The organism is Gordonia sesuvii (assembly GCF_036350415.1).
GTDB lineage: Bacteria > Actinomycetota > Actinomycetes > Mycobacteriales > Mycobacteriaceae > Gordonia > Gordonia sesuvii.
Genome location: NZ_JAZDUF010000001.1, coordinates 58,929 through 74,491, shown reverse-complemented (window position 1 = coordinate 74,491; position 15,563 = coordinate 58,929). Strand labels below are relative to the sequence as shown.

Below are 15,563 nucleotides of genomic sequence, written 5' to 3'. Positions count from 1 at the left end.
CGGACATGACGCGCAACACTTCGAGCAGGGTCTGGTGGGCGATCGCCAACGTTCTGGTGATCCTCTACGCCGTCATCCCGCTGCTGTGGATCATCAGCCTGTCGTTCAAGCCGCCGGGCAGCGTGACCGACGGGAACTTCATCCCGCAGGAATGGACGTGGGACAACTACGCGGGCATCTTCGAGACCAGTGCCTTCACCAGCGCACTCCGCAACTCCATCGGCATCGGTCTGATCACCACCGTCATCGCGGTGCTGCTCGGCACGATGGCGGCGTATGCGGTTGCACGCCTCGACTTCCCGGGTAAGCGACTGCTGATCGGCGCTGCGCTGCTGATCGCGATGTTCCCGCAGATCTCGCTGGTCACACCGCTGTTCAACATCGAACGCAGCATCGGCCTGTTCGACACCTGGCCCGGTCTGATCCTGCCCTACATCACCTTTGCGCTGCCCCTGGCGATCTACACCCTGTCGGCTTTCTTCCGCGAGATCCCCTGGGAGTTGGAGAAGGCCGCGAAGATGGATGGGGCGACGCCGTTTCAGGCCTTCCGCAAGGTGATTGCGCCGCTGGCGGCGCCGGGCGTCGTGACCGCGGCGATCCTGGTGTTCATCTTCGCCTGGAACGACCTGCTGCTCGCACTGTCGCTGACCTCGACCGAACGCGCGATCACCGCGCCGGTCGCGATCGCGAACTTCACCGGTGACTCGCAGTTCGAGGAGCCGACGGGTTCGATCGCGGCAGCGGCGGTCGTCATCACCATCCCGATCATCATCTTCGTCCTGTTCTTCCAACGCAGAATCGTGGCCGGTCTGACCTCCGGCGCCGTGAAGGGATAGCCCGTGGCCGAGATCATCCTGGAAAAAGTGACCAAGCAGTACCCGGACGGCTCGACCGCGGTCCACGGCGTCGACGTGGACATCGCCGACGGCGAGTTCATCATCCTCGTCGGTCCGTCGGGATGCGGGAAGTCGACCACCCTCAACATGATCGCGGGCCTCGAGGACATCACCTCGGGCGAGCTGCGGATCGAAGGGGAGCGGGTCAACGAACGCGCGCCGAAGGACCGCGACATCGCGATGGTGTTCCAGAGCTATGCGTTGTATCCGCACATGTCGGTGCGCGAGAACATCGCGTTCCCGCTGACCCTGGCCAAGATGAGCAAGTCCGAGATCTCCGCCAAGGTCGACGAGGCGGCCAAGATCCTGGATCTCGGACCGTATCTCGACCGCAAACCGGCCAACCTCTCCGGTGGTCAGCGTCAGCGCGTCGCGATGGGACGCGCGATCGTCCGGTCGCCCAAGGCATTCCTCATGGACGAGCCGCTCTCCAACCTCGATGCGAAACTGCGCGTCCAGATGCGCACCGAGATCGCCCGCCTCCAGCAGCGACTCGGGACAACGACCATCTACGTCACCCACGACCAAACCGAGGCGATGACGCTCGGTGATCGCGTGGTGGTCCTGCGTGGCGGCTACGTGCAGCAGATCGGCACGCCGCAGGAACTCTACAATGAGCCGGCAAACCTGTTCGTCGCCGGGTTCATCGGATCACCGGCGATGAACTTCCTGCCCGGGCGCATCGACGGCGATGCCATCGAGACCCCGATCGGGCGGATCTCCGTGCCCGACCACCAGAAGGTGGTCGCCAATGCGGAGAAGGCGCGCAGCAACGGCGAGGTGCTGGTGGGTATCCGCCCGGAGCACCTGGAGGATTCGGCGCTCGTCGACACCGACACCCGGGATCACGGCGCGACGTTCAGCGCGTCGGTCGACGTGATCGAGAACATGGGCTCTGACAACTACGTCTACTTCTCGGTCGACACCCCACATGCGACCAGTGATGCCCTGGCGGAGCTCTCCGCGGATGCCGGCGGTGTGGACATCGGTGGCGGTCAGATGATCGCCCGGGTGTCGCCGGAGTCGTCGATCAGCCGCGGCAGTACTGCCGAATTGTTCTACGACACAGGGCGGGTCGCCGTCTTCGATCAGGAGTCGGGCGCGAACCTGCGTCTCGGGTGAGGCCGCGGCCGGTCGGCGTCATCGGCGACGGCGACGTCCCTGGTCGTGTAGCTCCTTGAGGATCTCGTCGTCCCAGATGTGCTTGCGCACCAAGCGGTATCGCTCGCAGGCGAGCCACATGTAGAGCTCGGCGTCACTGTTCAGGTCGGGGCGGATCTCGGCACGTCGGGCCATCCGCACCACCGGCAGGAACTCCTCGCCGAACCAGCGGCGCGCCACCTCGACCCGGCTGAGGTACTCGCCGAGTTCCTGCGAGAGCCGGAATCCCCAGGCCTCGACGTTCTCGGCGAGTTCGGCGTAGTCGAAGGGGTCGGCGAGCCGGATCGCCTCGGCCTGGGCGCCGCCGAGCGGCACCCGTGACAGGAACAGCCGGCGGTGGTCTTTGAGCAGCAGGTCTGAGGTCACATTGATGCCGTCGGGTGAGATCCGGGTGTGGATCTCGGTGACGTAGGCGTCGATGGTGTGGAAGTGGCGGGCGATCGCGATGGAGACGCGATGGTGTCCGTCGAGGACGAAGTGCATCGAACCGACCCGATAGAGCGCGACCGGTGGCACCGATTCCCCGCGTCGCTGCGCGGCGGCGAGTCGTTGCCACCGCTCCCGGATCCGGGACGACGTCGGCCGGAAGTAACGATCGAAATCCTTGGTGCGGTCGACACTTCCGACGATGGAGGAGACCTCCACCTGCTGCAGCCCCAACGTGGTCTCGCCGACACGGCCGAGTGCGGTGACCACCTCGTCGAACGGCAGCACGGTGTTGACGTCGGCGGGCTGCCGGGTGAACCAGGCCATCAGCCGGGACATCTCGGCGTGCCGTCGCATGCGCATGAAGTCGTTCTGCGCGTCGGCGTCGGGGAATCCGGTGTCACGCGCCATGTCGTCGCCTCACCACTCGGAATTCCCTTGTGCCGGGATCGATGTCGAACTGGCAGTAGCCGACCACGTTCATCGAGATGGTGACGTCGCCGATCATCTTGTCCGACGGCCGCATTCCGTACGGGTGTACGTGTCCATGCACCATCAGCGTGGGTTGCAGTGACCGCACCAGATTGTGGTAGCAGTCGAACCCGCGGTGTGGTGGGTCGTCGCCGTCGCCGACTCCACGCGCCGGACTGTGGGTCAGGAGGATGTCGGGTGCCGGCCGGGAGCAGGTGAGCCGCCACGACCGCAGCCGTTGATGCACGTCGGTGTACTGATTGGGTCCGTCGTTGTAGCGTCGGCACCCGCCGAGCCCGCTGATCCGCAGGCCGGCCACCGTGACCGTGCGACCGTCGACGTTGATCGCCCCGCGCGGTCCGGGTTCGGCCGACGGCAGCCCGGCCCGCACCCAACCGGACCGGGCCAGACGGTAGCCCGAGAGGTCCCGGTCGTGGTTGCCGGGCACGAAGACGCAGGGCGCGTCACACAGGGTCGCGAGGACCTCCAGATATTCGAACGGCAGGTCACCCGCACCCAGGATCACATCGGGGCGGCTCTCGATGCCGACGCCGAAGGTCAGCGACTCCACGACCTCGTCGGCCACGGCCAGGACTCGAACCACGTCTGCCAGAGTACGGTCCCGGCGGCGCATCAGGCCACGTCGGCGCCGACTACGGTGGGAACGATGAGCGACGCCGTCACCGACCGGATCAGCGAGTTCCTCGCCGAACGCCTGTCCGCACAACCGCAACGGGCGTCGGTGACGTTCCTCGGGGTCGAACCCATCGAGGTCCTGCGCTTCGTCACCGGCGACGACCTCGTCTACGTCACCGTCGGATGTGCCCGGCACCCGATGTCGGAGCCGACCGACATCCACGCCGATCCGGTGCGCGGACCGCGAGCCGAGCTCGTGGTGCGCATGCACGCGACGTCCCCGTTGCCCGGCCTGCACCGTCGGATGGCCACCGTCGCCGCGGCTCCGGCCGTCGAAGGTCTGATCCTGGCCCCCGACGCCCTCGTCGACCTGTCGGAGCCGATGTGGGACGGCGCGGCCGCGACGGCGATGGTCCTCGAGGACGACGACCTCGGCGACCTGGCACTTCCCGATCCGATGGATCCGGTGCAGTTCCTGCGTGCCGTGCCGATCACCGCCAACGAGGCCGCGTGGGTCCGGCTCAAAGGTGCCGACGCGTTGCGGGAGGCGTGGCGAGAGGCGCGGATCGACGTGATGGCACCGGACCGGGCGGCAGCGCAACTGTGACGCCCCGGTCCCTGAGGAGCGAGCTTGCGAGTGCGCCGCCCTGAGTAGCGAGCTTGCGAGCGTCTCCCTCTGGTCCCTGAGGAGCGCTTGCGAGCGTCTCGAAGGGCCCTTCGTGACGATCCTTCGCAGGCTCCGGATCTCCTCAGGGATCGGTGGTTGGGTGCGAGCGGCGACCTCTGGTCCCTGAGGAGCGAGCTTGCGAGTGCGCCGCCCTGAGTAGCGAGTTGCGAGCGCGCCGCCCTGAGTAGCGAGCTTGCGAGCGTATCGAAGGGTATCGAAGGGTCTCGAAGGGCCCTTCGTGACGATCCTTCGCAGGCTCCGGATCTCCTCAGGGATCGGTCGTGCTCAGAGCCAGCGGTGGTGGCGGAACACCACCCACAGCGTGCTGCAGGTGACGAGGAGTCCGATGATCACCGCGGGATAGCCCCACCGCTCGTCGAGCTCCGGCATGTACTCGAAGTTCATGCCGTAGATGCCGGCGACGAGGGTCGGGACCGCCGCGATCGCGACCCAGGCCGAGATCTTGCGCATGTCGGTGTTCTGCTGGATACCGACCTTGGCCGCGGCGGCGCCGAGCAGTGACGTCAGCACCTCGTCGTACTCGACCACGCGCTCGATGACCGTGGTCAGGTGGTCGGCGACGTCGCGGAAATGACGACGGATCTCCTTGGGTACCAGCGGATTCTGCGCTGTGAGTCCGGCGAGCGGGCCGGTGAGCGGTGTGACCGCGCGCCGGAGTTCGAGGACCTCGCGTTTGAGCAGGTAAACCGGGTCGATGTTGAGCGATCGTTGCGGCCCGAACACTGCTGCCTCGATTGCGTAGATGTCCGATTCCATCCGCTCGGTCACACCGAGATAGCTGTCGACGACGAGGTCGGAGATCGCGTGCAACACCGACGTCGGTCCCAATGCGAGCCGTTCCGGACGAGCTTCGAGCCGGCGGCGCACCCCGGAGAGGTGGGTGTGGTCGCCGTGGCGGACGGTGATCACGAAATCGGATCCGGCGAAGATCATGATCTCGCCGGTCTCGACGACCTCACTGGCCTTGTCGATCGACTCGTGTTCGACGTACTTGACGGTGCGCAGCACCAGGAACTGGGTGTCGTCGTACACCTCGAGCTTGGGGCGCTGGTGGGCGTTGACGGCGTCCTCGACGACCAGTTCGTGCAGACCGAACGTGCGGCCGACACCCTCCATCTGCTCGTCGTCGGGGGAGTGCAGGCCGAGCCAGACGAACCCCTTGCCGGTCGAGCGGACCTGCTGCAGCGCGTCGACATAGGAGATGTGCCCGGCCTGACGATGACCGTCGATGTAGACGGCGCAGTCGACCACCGCCCGTGCCGCGGGTACCGGGATCCGCGGCAGAAGCCGTTTGTCGCGTCGCTGGCCGACGAGTCCGCCTGGACGCAGGTGTGGCATCGAGGGCACGACAGGGATGCTACTCGTAGGATCACCGCGTGCCCTTCGACGTGACCGTGTACACCACGACGTTGATCACGCTCGTGGTGATCATGGACCCACCTGGACAGGTGCCGGTGTTCCTCAGCCTCGTCGGTCACCGGTCCGCCGAGTACCGTCGCCGCGCGGCGTGGCAGGCGCCGCTGGTCAGTCTGCTGGTGATCAGTGTGTTCGCGATCGGCGGCAAGGCAATTCTGAACTACCTGCACATCGGCATCCCGGCGTTGCAGGGCGCGGGCGGACTGTTGCTGCTGCTCGTCGCGCTGCAGTTGCTGACGGGACTGGGCTCCGCGGGCAAACCCGAGGCCAGCGACGACGTCAATGTCGCGTTGGTGCCGCTGGGCACGCCCCTGCTGGCCGGCCCGGGTGCGATCGCGGCCGTGATCGTCGCGGTCAGCGCCGAAGCCGGGAACGCCGGCGGCTACATCGCGATCGCGGCCGCCATCGTCACCGTCCACCTGATCGTGATGATCGTGCTGCGGTATTCGACGGTCCTGATCCGTCTGCTCGGAATCGGGGGGATCACCCTGCTGGCCAAGATCGCCGGTCTGCTGCTCGCGGCGATCGCGGTCCAACTGATCGCCGACTCCATCGCCGGGTTCATCGCCGAGGGCGGCTAACGTGGGTGCGTGATCAAGCGCGCAGCGACAGCGATTCTGGTGGCCTGTGCCCTCGTCGTCTCCCTGGCGGGGTGCGCGGACGACGAGTCGGGGCCGCGCGAGCTGGTGCTGGGCGCGACCGACTCACCCGCGATGCAGGTGATGGTGCGGGTCTACGCCGGGGCGCTGCGCCACACCGGCTCGCAGGTGTCGTCCGAGATTCGTACGGCCGACTATCGGACGTTGCTCGACGAGATGGACACCACGTCGGTGGACCTGTTCCCGGCGTTCAGCGGCCGGCTGCTCGCACAGCTGGCACCGCAGCTCGCCCCGGCGACTGCCGACGACGTCTTCATCGATCTGAATCGTTCACTGCCGCAGGGAGTTTCAGTAGGTGACGCGACCATGGTCACCGGCACCCCGCGTCTGTTCGTGGCGTCGACGGTGGCCGATGAGGGAGCGGTGACCGACCTGTCGGACTGTGATCGGATCGCCGCGGGGACACCCGTCGTGGTCGTCGGCGCCCCCGATCAGGGGGTGATCGACGCCTTTGCTTCCGCCGGGTGTCGCTTCGGTGCCGTGGAATCGGTGGAGTCGGTTCCGGTGGTGGTCGACCGTGTGGCAGGCGGTGGGGCGGTGGGGATTCTGACCCCGCTCGACGTCGCGGGCGACGACGCGGAGGGCGCGGTCGGCGACATCCGCGCACTCCGCGCGGACCAGCCGGAGCAGCCCACGGCGACGGCTACCACCTCGGCGTCGAGGGAGGTGCAGGTCGCCGCGGTGGGCCCCCGGCCCGAGCAGTTGGTGCCGGTCTACCGCAGTGCGGCGTTCACTCTCGACGAGGTGAAGACCATCAACACCGTGGCCGGTGAGATGACCACTGCCGATCTCGCCACGCTGGCCCGACGTGCGGTGGCCGGCGAGAATCCGGACGATCTCGCGAACGGATGGCTGGCCGAGCACGATCTCTGATCGCGCCCGGCCGGCCGCGGACCCGTGCGGTCAGGATGCCTTGGACAGTGCCCAGCCGGTGACCCGGGCGACGATGCCCTGGTATCCGGACGCGACGATGCGGACCCACAGGTCGAGGAATTTCGCGTCGGCACCCACCAGGACCCGCGCCCGGTTCTTGCGCACGCCCGCGATGATGGCGTCGGCGGCGTCCTCCGAGGTCATCCGTGCCAGGTAGCGGTCGAAGAAGTCGGCCGTCTTCTTCTGGTCGTGGTCGCCGGAGGCTGTGGCGTTGCGCGCGATGGCCGTCTTGATCCCGCCCGGGTGCACACAGGTGACCTTCACCGGGTGCTTGGCGACGATCATCTCCTGGTTGAGGGCCTCGGTGAAGCCGCGCACGGCGAACTTCGCCGAGTTGTAGGCGGCCTGGCCGGGTTCGGACAGGAGGCCGAACAGTGACGACGTGTTGACGATGTGGCCGTCGCCGGAGGCGATGATGTGCGGCAGGAACGCCTTGGTGCCGTTGACGACTCCCCAATAGTCGACGTCCATCACGCGCTCGATGTCCTTGAACTCGGTGCGCTCGATCTCGCCATGGTGCGCGATCCCGGCGTTGTTGAAGATGACGTTCACGGTGCCGTAATGGGCAACCACGGTGTCCGCATACTCCAGGACGGCCTCGCGCTCGGCGACGTTGAGCAGCTGCGCGTGCACGGGTGCCCCCGTCTCGGCGACCAGTTTCTCGGTGACCGCCAGGCCCTCCGGGTTGAGGTCGGAGATGGCGAGTTTGGCGCCCATCCGGCCCAGCTTCACCGCGAGGTCGCGGCCCATTCCGGAACCGGCGCCGGTGATGACGACGACCTTGTCACGAAAGTCTTTCATGATGTCCTTCTCTCGGCGGTGGTCAGGCGTTGATCGTCGCCGGTTGGTTCTCGGTGACCTCGACGGCGGGTGTCCCACGACGGCGTTCCACATCGTAGGCGGCGATGTCGAAGCGCTTGGTGATTCGTCGGAAGTTGAAGGTGAAGCCCGGCCACAGGGTGGTGATGTTGCCGTGGTGGTCCTTGTACCACGAGGCGCAGCCGCCGTTCACCCACACGCTGTTGCGCAAGGTGTGCTGGATCTCGGCGTTGTACGCGCGCTGGGCGTCGAACTTCACCTCGGTGCGTGTGATGCCTTGTGCACGAACAGTTCTGACATAGTCGACGAGGTAGTTCAGCTGGGATTCGATCATGTACACCATCGACGTGTGTCCCAATCCGGTGGATGGGCCGATCATCAGCATCATGTTGGGGAAGCCGTTGACGAACGATCCCTTGTAGCCCTGCATACCGATCTCGTCCCAGACCCCCGACAGGCTGCGCTCGCCGGTGCCGACGATCTTGTCGAACACGGGGGAGTCGGTCACGTGGAACCCGGTGGCGACGACGATCACGTCGACGTCGCGGATGGTGCCGTCGGTGGTGGCGATGCCCGACTCGGTGACCGATGCGATGCGGTCGGTGACGAGGTCGACGTTGCGGCGGGCGATCGCCGGATACCAGTCGTTGGAACGCAGGATCCGCTTGCAGCCGACCTGGAACGTCGGGGTCACCTTGCGGCGCAGCTCCCGGTCGCGGATCGACCGGGCGATGTTCGCCCGGCAGATCATCTCGACCGGCTTGAGTGACTTGGGGGAGTAGGTGAGCCCGAACGCCGTCACCTCGTTGGCCGCGTACACGACGCCGCGCATCGCCGTCTGGAATCCGGGCACGTTCTCGAATGCCCAGTGCTCGGCCGCCGAGTACGGCCGCTCGGTGCGCGGCACGATCCACGGCGCCGTGCGCTGATAGACATCGAGACGAGCGGCCACCTTGGCGAGTTCGGGCACGAGCTGAATCGCCGAGGCGCCGGTGCCGATGACCGCGACCCGCTTGCCGGTGAAGTCGTAGTCGTTGTCCCACCGAGCGGAGTGCACGATCTTGCCGTCGAAGTCGTCGAAACCGTCGATGTCGGGCAGGTTCGGCTCACACAGCGGGCCGACCGCGCCGACCATGATCTGCGCGCGGATCTGTTCGCGCTCCCCGTCCCGAATCACGTCGAGGTACCACCGCTGCTCGTCGTCGTGCCACTGGGCGAGTTCCACCTCGGTGCGGAAACGCGTGTGTGCACGGACGCCGCGCTCGTCGGCGACGTCGTTGATGTAGCGGTGGATCTCCGGCTGGTGGGAGTACGAGCGTGACCAGCGGGGATTGTGGGCGAACGAATAGGAGTAGAGCTGCGACGGGACGTCGCACGCCGCGCCCGGGTAGGTGTTGTCGCGCCACGTACCGCCGAAGTCGGTGCCACGATCCAGCACCACGAAGTCGTCGACGCCGTTCTCCTTGAGCTTGATGGCTGCGCCCAGGCCGGAGAAGCCTGCCCCGACGATGGCGATCTGTACATCGATCATTGTCATGGTCTCACCATAGGGTCCTACTGAATGCGCGTCAATAGTTTGTTGAACTTCGATCAATAACGGCCTACCGTGGAGTGGACCAGCAGGAACACGGCGAGAGGACACTAGGCTGTGACGGTGACCCGAGGCTCCGCACCGTCCGCCAAGCGGACCCGGATGAGTCCGGAGGCCCGACGAGACCAATTCATCGAACTGGGCTTGCACATGGTGCGCGATCGGCCGCTCGAACAGGTGTCGATCGACGTCATCGCGGAGGCGGCCGGCGTTTCGCGTGCCCTGCTCTTCCACTATTTCGCGTCGAAGCAGGACTTCCACGTGGCGATCGCGCGGGCCCAGGCCGACGAGATGCTCGAGTGCACCGAGCCCGACCGCGCGCTCGGCGACCCCCTCGCCATGCTGTCGGGTTCGATGTCGGCGTTCGTCGACTACGTCAGTGCCAACCGCGAGGCCTACATGGCGTTCATGCGCGGCTCATCCAGCGCCGATCCGGCGATGCGTGAGGTGTTCGACCACACCCGCTCGGTCATGGCGTCGCGCGTACTGGAACACGCGCCCGCACTCGGCATCGAGATCACGCCGGTCGTCGAGATGACCGTGCACGGGTGGATCTCGTTCGTCGAGGAGACCACGATCCGGTGGCTCACCGAGCCGGTGATCGGCCGAGACGAACTGCTCGCGCTCATCACCACGTCCCTGCCCGCGCTGGCCTCCGTGGTCCAGTAGACCTCGCCGACAGAACCCGGATTCGCGCCGACAGAACCCGGAATCGCGCCGACAGAACCCGGATTCGCGCCGACAGAACCCGGAATCGCGCCCACGGAACCCCAGATTGCGCCGACAGAACCCGAAATCGCGCCGACAGAACCACGAATCGGTCAACGATCGGTCGGTGGCCGGTGGATGTGGACAGCCGCGGCGTTTATCCACAGCCCGGTGATCTCCGCCTTTCGTCGCAGTTTCGCACCGTCAAATGTCGTCATGACTCGAACATCCGTAGATGATCGCCACCTCGTCCGACGCAAGAAGGCAGTGGCAGCCGCCGACATGTCTGCGGAGCAATTCGCCACAGCGTTCACGCGGCTGCACGGCGACCTGTACATCGATCGCGCGACGATTCTTGCGCCCCGCGAGCGCATCATCGCGACTGCGCTGTCCGCTCCCGATGACGTCGTGGTGGCCGGGATCGCCGCGAAGCTCATGCACGGCGGCACATGGCATGACGGAGACTTCACCGTCGAGTTGATCCGCGCGCCTGACGCCGGGAACAAGCGTGGACGCGGGCGTGCGGTCCATCGCACCGACCTCGACCCCGACGATGTCGTCGACCTGGACGGCATTTCGGTGACGTCGGTACTTCGGACGGCCCTCGACATCGGTCGCGTACCACCAGAGTGGCGTGCGCTCGGCCACCTCGATGACCTGGCACGGGCCACCGGCCTGTGTCCGATGGACCTCGCCGACTACGTGGAGAAGTTCAAGGCTCGTCGCGGTATCCGGCAGCTGCGTGCGCTGATTCCGATGATCGACGGCAGGTCGGAGTCGCCGCCCGAGAGCTGGCTCCGACTCCTCATGTTCAAGGGAGACCTTCCGACACCGGACCTGCAGGTGGAAGTCGCCGACCCCATCACCGGCCACATCTTCGCGCGGATCGATCTCGCCTACGAGAAACTGAAGATCGCAATCGAATATGACGGCGAAGATTTCCACTCCACGCCCGCGCAAAAGGCCCACGACGAGGCTCGGGACGCCAAGCTCGACGAACTCGGCTGGATCGTCATACGCATCACCGCCGACCGGATGCGGAACGATCAGTGGGGAATCATCGTGGAGATCGAGGAAGCGCTACGTAAGCGTGGCGGGTACTTCTGAACCCGGGGTCGACTGCCGGATTCTGTCGACCCGATTTCGGGTTCTGTCGGCGACAATCGAGATTCTGTCGGCGATGAATCGGGTTCTGTCGGCGGGATTCGGGGTTCTGTCGGCGGGGACGACGACGGCGGGTGCCCACCTAGGGACACCCGCCGCACTTGTCTGTGGTCGATCAGACGATCAGGTCACGAGAAGCACTCATCGAGGATTTCCTGCTGCTCCACGGCGTGGACCTTGCTCGAGCCCGACGACGGCGCCGACATGGCCCGCCGTGAAATCCGCTTGAGCCCGCTGAGCACGTCCGGCAACACCTCGGGCAGCCACAGGCCGAGGAACGGCCACGGCCCCTGGTTGGCCGGCTCCTCCTGGACCCAGCGGAAGTCCTCGGCGTTGGAGTACTGCTCCAACGTGTTGCGCAGACGGCGGTGGGGAACCGGGTAGAGCTGCTCGATGCGGACGACGGCGACGTCGTCGCGATTCTCCTTGTCGCGGCGGGCGGCGAGCTCGTAGTAGAGCTTGCCGCTCACCAACAACACCCGCTTGACCTTGCTGCGGTCGCCGCCGGCGATGAACTTCGGGTCGTCGATCACCGAACGGAACTTGTCGTCGGTGAACTCTTCGACGGGCGACACCGCATTCTTGTTGCGCAGCATCGACTTCGGGGTGAACACGACCAGCGGGCGGCTGATGCCGTCGAGAACGTGACGACGCAGCAGATGGAAGTAGCTCGCCGGGGTGGAGGGGAGCGCCACGGTCATCGAGCCCTCCGCGCACAACTGCAGGAAGCGCTCGATGCGGCCCGATGTGTGGTCCGGTCCCTGACCCTCGTGCCCGTGCGGGAGCAGCAGCACGACATCGGAGAGCTGTCCCCATTTGGCTTCACCGGACGAGATGAACTCGTCGATGATCGACTGGGCGCCGTTGACGAAGTCGCCGAACTGGGCCTCCCACATCACCAGCGCGTCCGGGTTGCCGACTGAGTAGCCGTACTCGAATCCGACCACCGCGAACTCCGACAGCGGGGAGTCGTAGGCCATGAACCGGCCCTCGGCAGTCTCACCGGCCACCGTCTTGAGGTTGTTGAGCGGCGTGTACTCCGAACCGCTGTTGCGGTCGATGAGCACCGAGTGGCGCTGGGTGAACGTGCCGCGCCGCGAGTCCTGTCCCGACAGCCGAACCGTGCGGCCCTCGAGGACGAGCGAACCGTACGCGAGCAGCTCGGCGAAGGCCCAGTCGATCTTGCCGTGACGCGACATCTCGTGACGGCGTTCCAGAACGGGCTTCACGCGCGGATGCGGATCGAACCCGTCCGGGGTGTGGAAGAACGCGTCGCCGATGGCCTCGAGGACCTCCTTGTCGACCGCGGTCACCAGCTTGGTCGGCAGCGTCTGGTCCGACTCGACCGACGGACTCGGCTCGGCGTGGTACTTCTCGAGTTCCTTGACCTCGTTGAACACCCGTTCCAGCTGACCCTGGTAGTCGCGCAGGGCGTCTTCGGCTTCCTTGGTCGAGATGTCACCGCGGCCGATCAGGGCTTCGGTGTAGCTCTTGCGGACGCCACGCTTGGTGTCGATCACGTCGTACATCGCCGGCTGGGTCATCGACGGGTCGTCGCCCTCGTTGTGGCCGCGACGGCGGAAGCACACGAGGTCGATGACGACGTCCTTGCCGAATGCCTGCCGATAGTCGACGGCCATCTTGGCGACCCACACACAGGCCTCGGGATCGTCGCCGTTCACGTGGAAGATCGGCGCACCGATCATCTTGGCGACGTCGGTGCAGTACTCCGTGGACCGCGAGTGCTCGGGTGCGGTGGTGAAGCCGACCTGGTTGTTGACGACGATGTGGATGGTGCCGCCGGTGCGATACCCGGGCAGCATCGCCATGTTCAGCGTTTCCGCGACGACGCCCTGGCCGGCGAAGGCCGCGTCGCCGTGCAGCATCAGCGGCAGCACCGAGAACTGGTCGTCGTCGTCGAGCAGGTCCTGCTTGGCGCGGACCAGACCCTCGAGCACCGGGTCGACGGCCTCGAGGTGGCTCGGGTTGGCGGTCAGCGAGACGTTGATCTCGTTGTCGCCGAACATCTGGTAGTACTTGCCCTCGGCGCCGAGGTGATACTTCACGTCGCCGGAACCATGAGCCTGCGACGGGTTCAGGTTGCCCTCGAACTCGGTGAAGATCTTGGAGTACGGCTTGCCGACGATGTTGGCGAGCACGTTGAGGCGGCCGCGGTGCGGCATGCCGATGACGACCTCGTTGAGGCTGTGCTCGGCGCCCTGGTCGATGACGGCGTCCATCATCGGGATGACCGACTCCGCGCCTTCGAGTGAGAAGCGCTTCTGCCCGACGTACTTGGTCTGCAGGAACGTCTCGAACGCCTCGGCGGCGTTCAACTTCGACAGGATGTACTTCTGTTCGGCCACCGGCGGTTTGACGTGCTTGATCTCCACCCGGTCCTGCACCCAGCGCTGCTGCTCGGGTTCGAGGATGTGGGTGTACTCGACGCCGACGTGGCGGCAGTACGCGTCGCGCAGGATCGACAGCACGTCGCGCAGCTTCATCTTCTCCTGGCCGTGGAAGCCACCGACCTTGAAGCTCCGGTCGAGATCCCACAGGGTCAGGCCGTAGGTCAGAACGTCGAGGTCGGGGTGGCTCGCCCGGGCGTCGCTGTCCATCATCAGCGGATCGATGTCCGCCATCAGGTGTCCGCGATTGCGGTATGCCGCAATGAGTTCCAGAACCCGGGTGCTCTTGTCGACGAGGCCCGCGGGGATGTCGCGGCGCCAGCGGACCGGCTCGTACGGGATGTGGAACGCCGTGAAGACCTCGTCGTAGAAGGCGTCGTCGAGCAGCAGCTGATGAATCGTGCGCAGGAAGTCGCCCGATTCCGCGCCCTGGATGATGCGGTGGTCGTAGGTCGACGTCAGCGTCATCAGCTTGCCGACGCCGAGGTCGGCGATCTGCTCGTCGCTGGCACCCTGGAACTCCGCGGGGTACTCCATCGCGCCGGCGCCGATGATGGCACCCTGGCCCTTCATCAGGCGCGGCACGGAATGCACGGTGCCGATGGTGCCCGGGTTGGTCAGCGAGATGGTGGTGCCGGCGAAGTCCTCGGCGGTGAGCTTGCCGTCGCGGGCCCGGCGGACGATGTCCTGATACGCGGTGTAGAACTCCGCGAAGCCCATCTTCTCGCACTCCTTGATGGCGGCGACCACCAGAGTGCGATTTCCGTCCTTGCCGACCAGGTCGATGGCCAGGCCGAGGTTGGTGTGCGCGGGGGTGACGGCGTTCGGTTTGCCGTCGACCTCGGCGAAGTGCCGGTTCATGTTCGGGAACGCCTTGATCGCCTGGACGATGGCGTAACCGAGGATGTGGGTGAAGCTGATCTTGCCGCCGCGGGTGCGGGCGAGGTGATTGTTGATGACGATGCGGTTGTCGATCATCAGCTTCGCCGGAACCGCGCGCACGCTGGTCGCGGTGGGGATCTCCAGCGACGCCGACATGTTCTTCGCGATCGCGGCGGCCGGACCCCGCAACACCTTGTTCTCGTCCTCGCTGGGTGACGACGCGGCGGACTTGGCCGGTTCCTTGGACTTCTGCGAGCGCGCCGAGCCGTCACGGCTGGCGGTGCTCTGACCCGAGGCCGCCTTGGTGGCGGTGGACTCCTTGGTCGGTCCGGACTTGCGGGCCGCGGCCTTCGTCGGCTGCTGGTCGAGGGTGACCTGCTTGGTGGACTTCGGCTTCTCGGAGGGCGCTGCCGCGCCGGTGGAGGTGGTGGACGGGGTCGAGGCGGGCTTGCTCGGCTGCTCGGCCGCGGGGGCTGCGGCGGTCTCGGGCGAGCCGTTCGAACTCGGGTCGTAATCGGCCAGGAAGTCGTGCCAACTGGGATCGACCGACTTCGGGTCCTTCTTGTATTGCTGGTACATCTCCTCGACCAGCCACGCATTTTGTCCGAAGTCTGAAATCGAACTGCTCACAGCTCTAACTCGCCTCAATTCCCTCTGGTGTCGGGTCGCTTGTCACCATGTAGGTCCCTTGTGAAGACTATCGGT

Annotated in this window: 13 protein-coding genes; 7 read left to right on the top strand and 6 right to left on the bottom strand. The window is 66.1% G+C overall.

The features are described from left to right. The first annotated feature begins 5 nt into the window (after nucleotides 1-5). Together VZC37_RS00290 and VZC37_RS00285 are read left to right on the top strand one after the other, a co-directional pair. The gene (locus tag VZC37_RS00290; protein WP_330430421.1) at nucleotides 6-836 is read left to right on the top strand and encodes a carbohydrate ABC transporter permease; all 831 of its coding nucleotides are present in this window, start codon (nucleotides 6-8) and stop codon (nucleotides 834-836) included. 3 nt (nucleotides 837-839) lie between these two features. Next, entirely contained in the window at nucleotides 840-2,018 is a 1,179-nt protein-coding gene (locus tag VZC37_RS00285) for an ABC transporter ATP-binding protein (protein ID WP_330430420.1), read from the top strand. 18 nt (nucleotides 2,019-2,036) lie between these two features. Here VZC37_RS00285 and VZC37_RS00280 read toward each other — a convergent pair whose 3' ends face one another. Together VZC37_RS00280 and VZC37_RS00275 are read right to left on the bottom strand one after the other, a co-directional pair. Further along, on the bottom strand, nucleotides 2,037-2,894 hold the full coding sequence (locus VZC37_RS00280; RefSeq protein WP_330430419.1) for a chromosome partitioning protein ParB: 858 nt from the start codon (nucleotides 2,892-2,894) through the stop codon (nucleotides 2,037-2,039). After that, the gene (locus VZC37_RS00275) at nucleotides 2,884-3,558 is read right to left on the bottom strand and encodes a metallophosphoesterase family protein (RefSeq protein ID WP_330430418.1); all 675 of its coding nucleotides are present in this window, start codon (nucleotides 3,556-3,558) and stop codon (nucleotides 2,884-2,886) included. The genes VZC37_RS00280 and VZC37_RS00275 overlap by 11 nt, the downstream gene beginning before the upstream one ends. A gap of 63 nt (nucleotides 3,559-3,621) precedes the next feature. Here VZC37_RS00275 and VZC37_RS00270 point away from each other — a divergent pair, with 63 nt between their 5' ends. Further along, entirely contained in the window at nucleotides 3,622-4,197 is a 576-nt protein-coding gene (locus VZC37_RS00270) for a suppressor of fused domain protein (RefSeq protein ID WP_330430417.1), read from the top strand. A 345-nt stretch (nucleotides 4,198-4,542) separates the two neighbouring features. Here VZC37_RS00270 and VZC37_RS00265 read toward each other — a convergent pair whose 3' ends face one another. Next, entirely contained in the window at nucleotides 4,543-5,616 is a 1,074-nt protein-coding gene (locus VZC37_RS00265) for a magnesium and cobalt transport protein CorA (protein ID WP_330431654.1), read from the bottom strand. A 38-nt stretch (nucleotides 5,617-5,654) separates the two neighbouring features. Between VZC37_RS00265 and VZC37_RS00260 the strand changes: the two genes are divergently transcribed. Beyond that, on the top strand, nucleotides 5,655-6,275 hold the full coding sequence (locus VZC37_RS00260) for a MarC family protein (protein ID WP_330430416.1): 621 nt from the start codon (nucleotides 5,655-5,657) through the stop codon (nucleotides 6,273-6,275). A 9-nt stretch (nucleotides 6,276-6,284) separates the two neighbouring features. Next, on the top strand, nucleotides 6,285-7,226 hold the full coding sequence (locus VZC37_RS00255; RefSeq protein WP_330430415.1) for a type 2 periplasmic-binding domain-containing protein: 942 nt from the start codon (nucleotides 6,285-6,287) through the stop codon (nucleotides 7,224-7,226). A 30-nt stretch (nucleotides 7,227-7,256) separates the two neighbouring features. Here VZC37_RS00255 and VZC37_RS00250 read toward each other — a convergent pair whose 3' ends face one another. Both VZC37_RS00250 and VZC37_RS00245 read right to left on the bottom strand, forming a co-directional pair. Then, nucleotides 7,257-8,087, bottom strand: coding sequence for an SDR family NAD(P)-dependent oxidoreductase (locus tag VZC37_RS00250; RefSeq protein WP_330430414.1), 831 nt, complete (start codon nucleotides 8,085-8,087; stop codon nucleotides 7,257-7,259). Between the two features lie 22 nt (nucleotides 8,088-8,109). Then, nucleotides 8,110-9,642 (bottom strand): flavin-containing monooxygenase, encoded by a 1,533-nt coding sequence (locus tag VZC37_RS00245; RefSeq protein WP_330430413.1) that lies wholly within the window; start codon nucleotides 9,640-9,642, stop codon nucleotides 8,110-8,112. A gap of 156 nt (nucleotides 9,643-9,798) precedes the next feature. On the opposite strand from VZC37_RS00245, the gene VZC37_RS00240 reads away from it, so the two are divergent. Continuing rightward, nucleotides 9,799-10,365, top strand: coding sequence for a TetR/AcrR family transcriptional regulator (locus VZC37_RS00240; protein ID WP_330431653.1), 567 nt, complete (start codon nucleotides 9,799-9,801; stop codon nucleotides 10,363-10,365). A 255-nt stretch (nucleotides 10,366-10,620) separates the two neighbouring features. Beyond that, nucleotides 10,621-11,511 (top strand): endonuclease domain-containing protein, encoded by an 891-nt coding sequence (locus VZC37_RS00235; RefSeq protein WP_330430412.1) that lies wholly within the window; start codon nucleotides 10,621-10,623, stop codon nucleotides 11,509-11,511. Between the two features lie 185 nt (nucleotides 11,512-11,696). Here VZC37_RS00235 and VZC37_RS00230 read toward each other — a convergent pair whose 3' ends face one another. Next, nucleotides 11,697-15,437 (bottom strand): multifunctional oxoglutarate decarboxylase/oxoglutarate dehydrogenase thiamine pyrophosphate-binding subunit/dihydrolipoyllysine-residue succinyltransferase subunit, encoded by a 3,741-nt coding sequence (locus tag VZC37_RS00230; RefSeq protein WP_431309334.1) that lies wholly within the window; start codon nucleotides 15,435-15,437, stop codon nucleotides 11,697-11,699. Nucleotides 15,438-15,563: the final 126 nt, after the last annotated feature.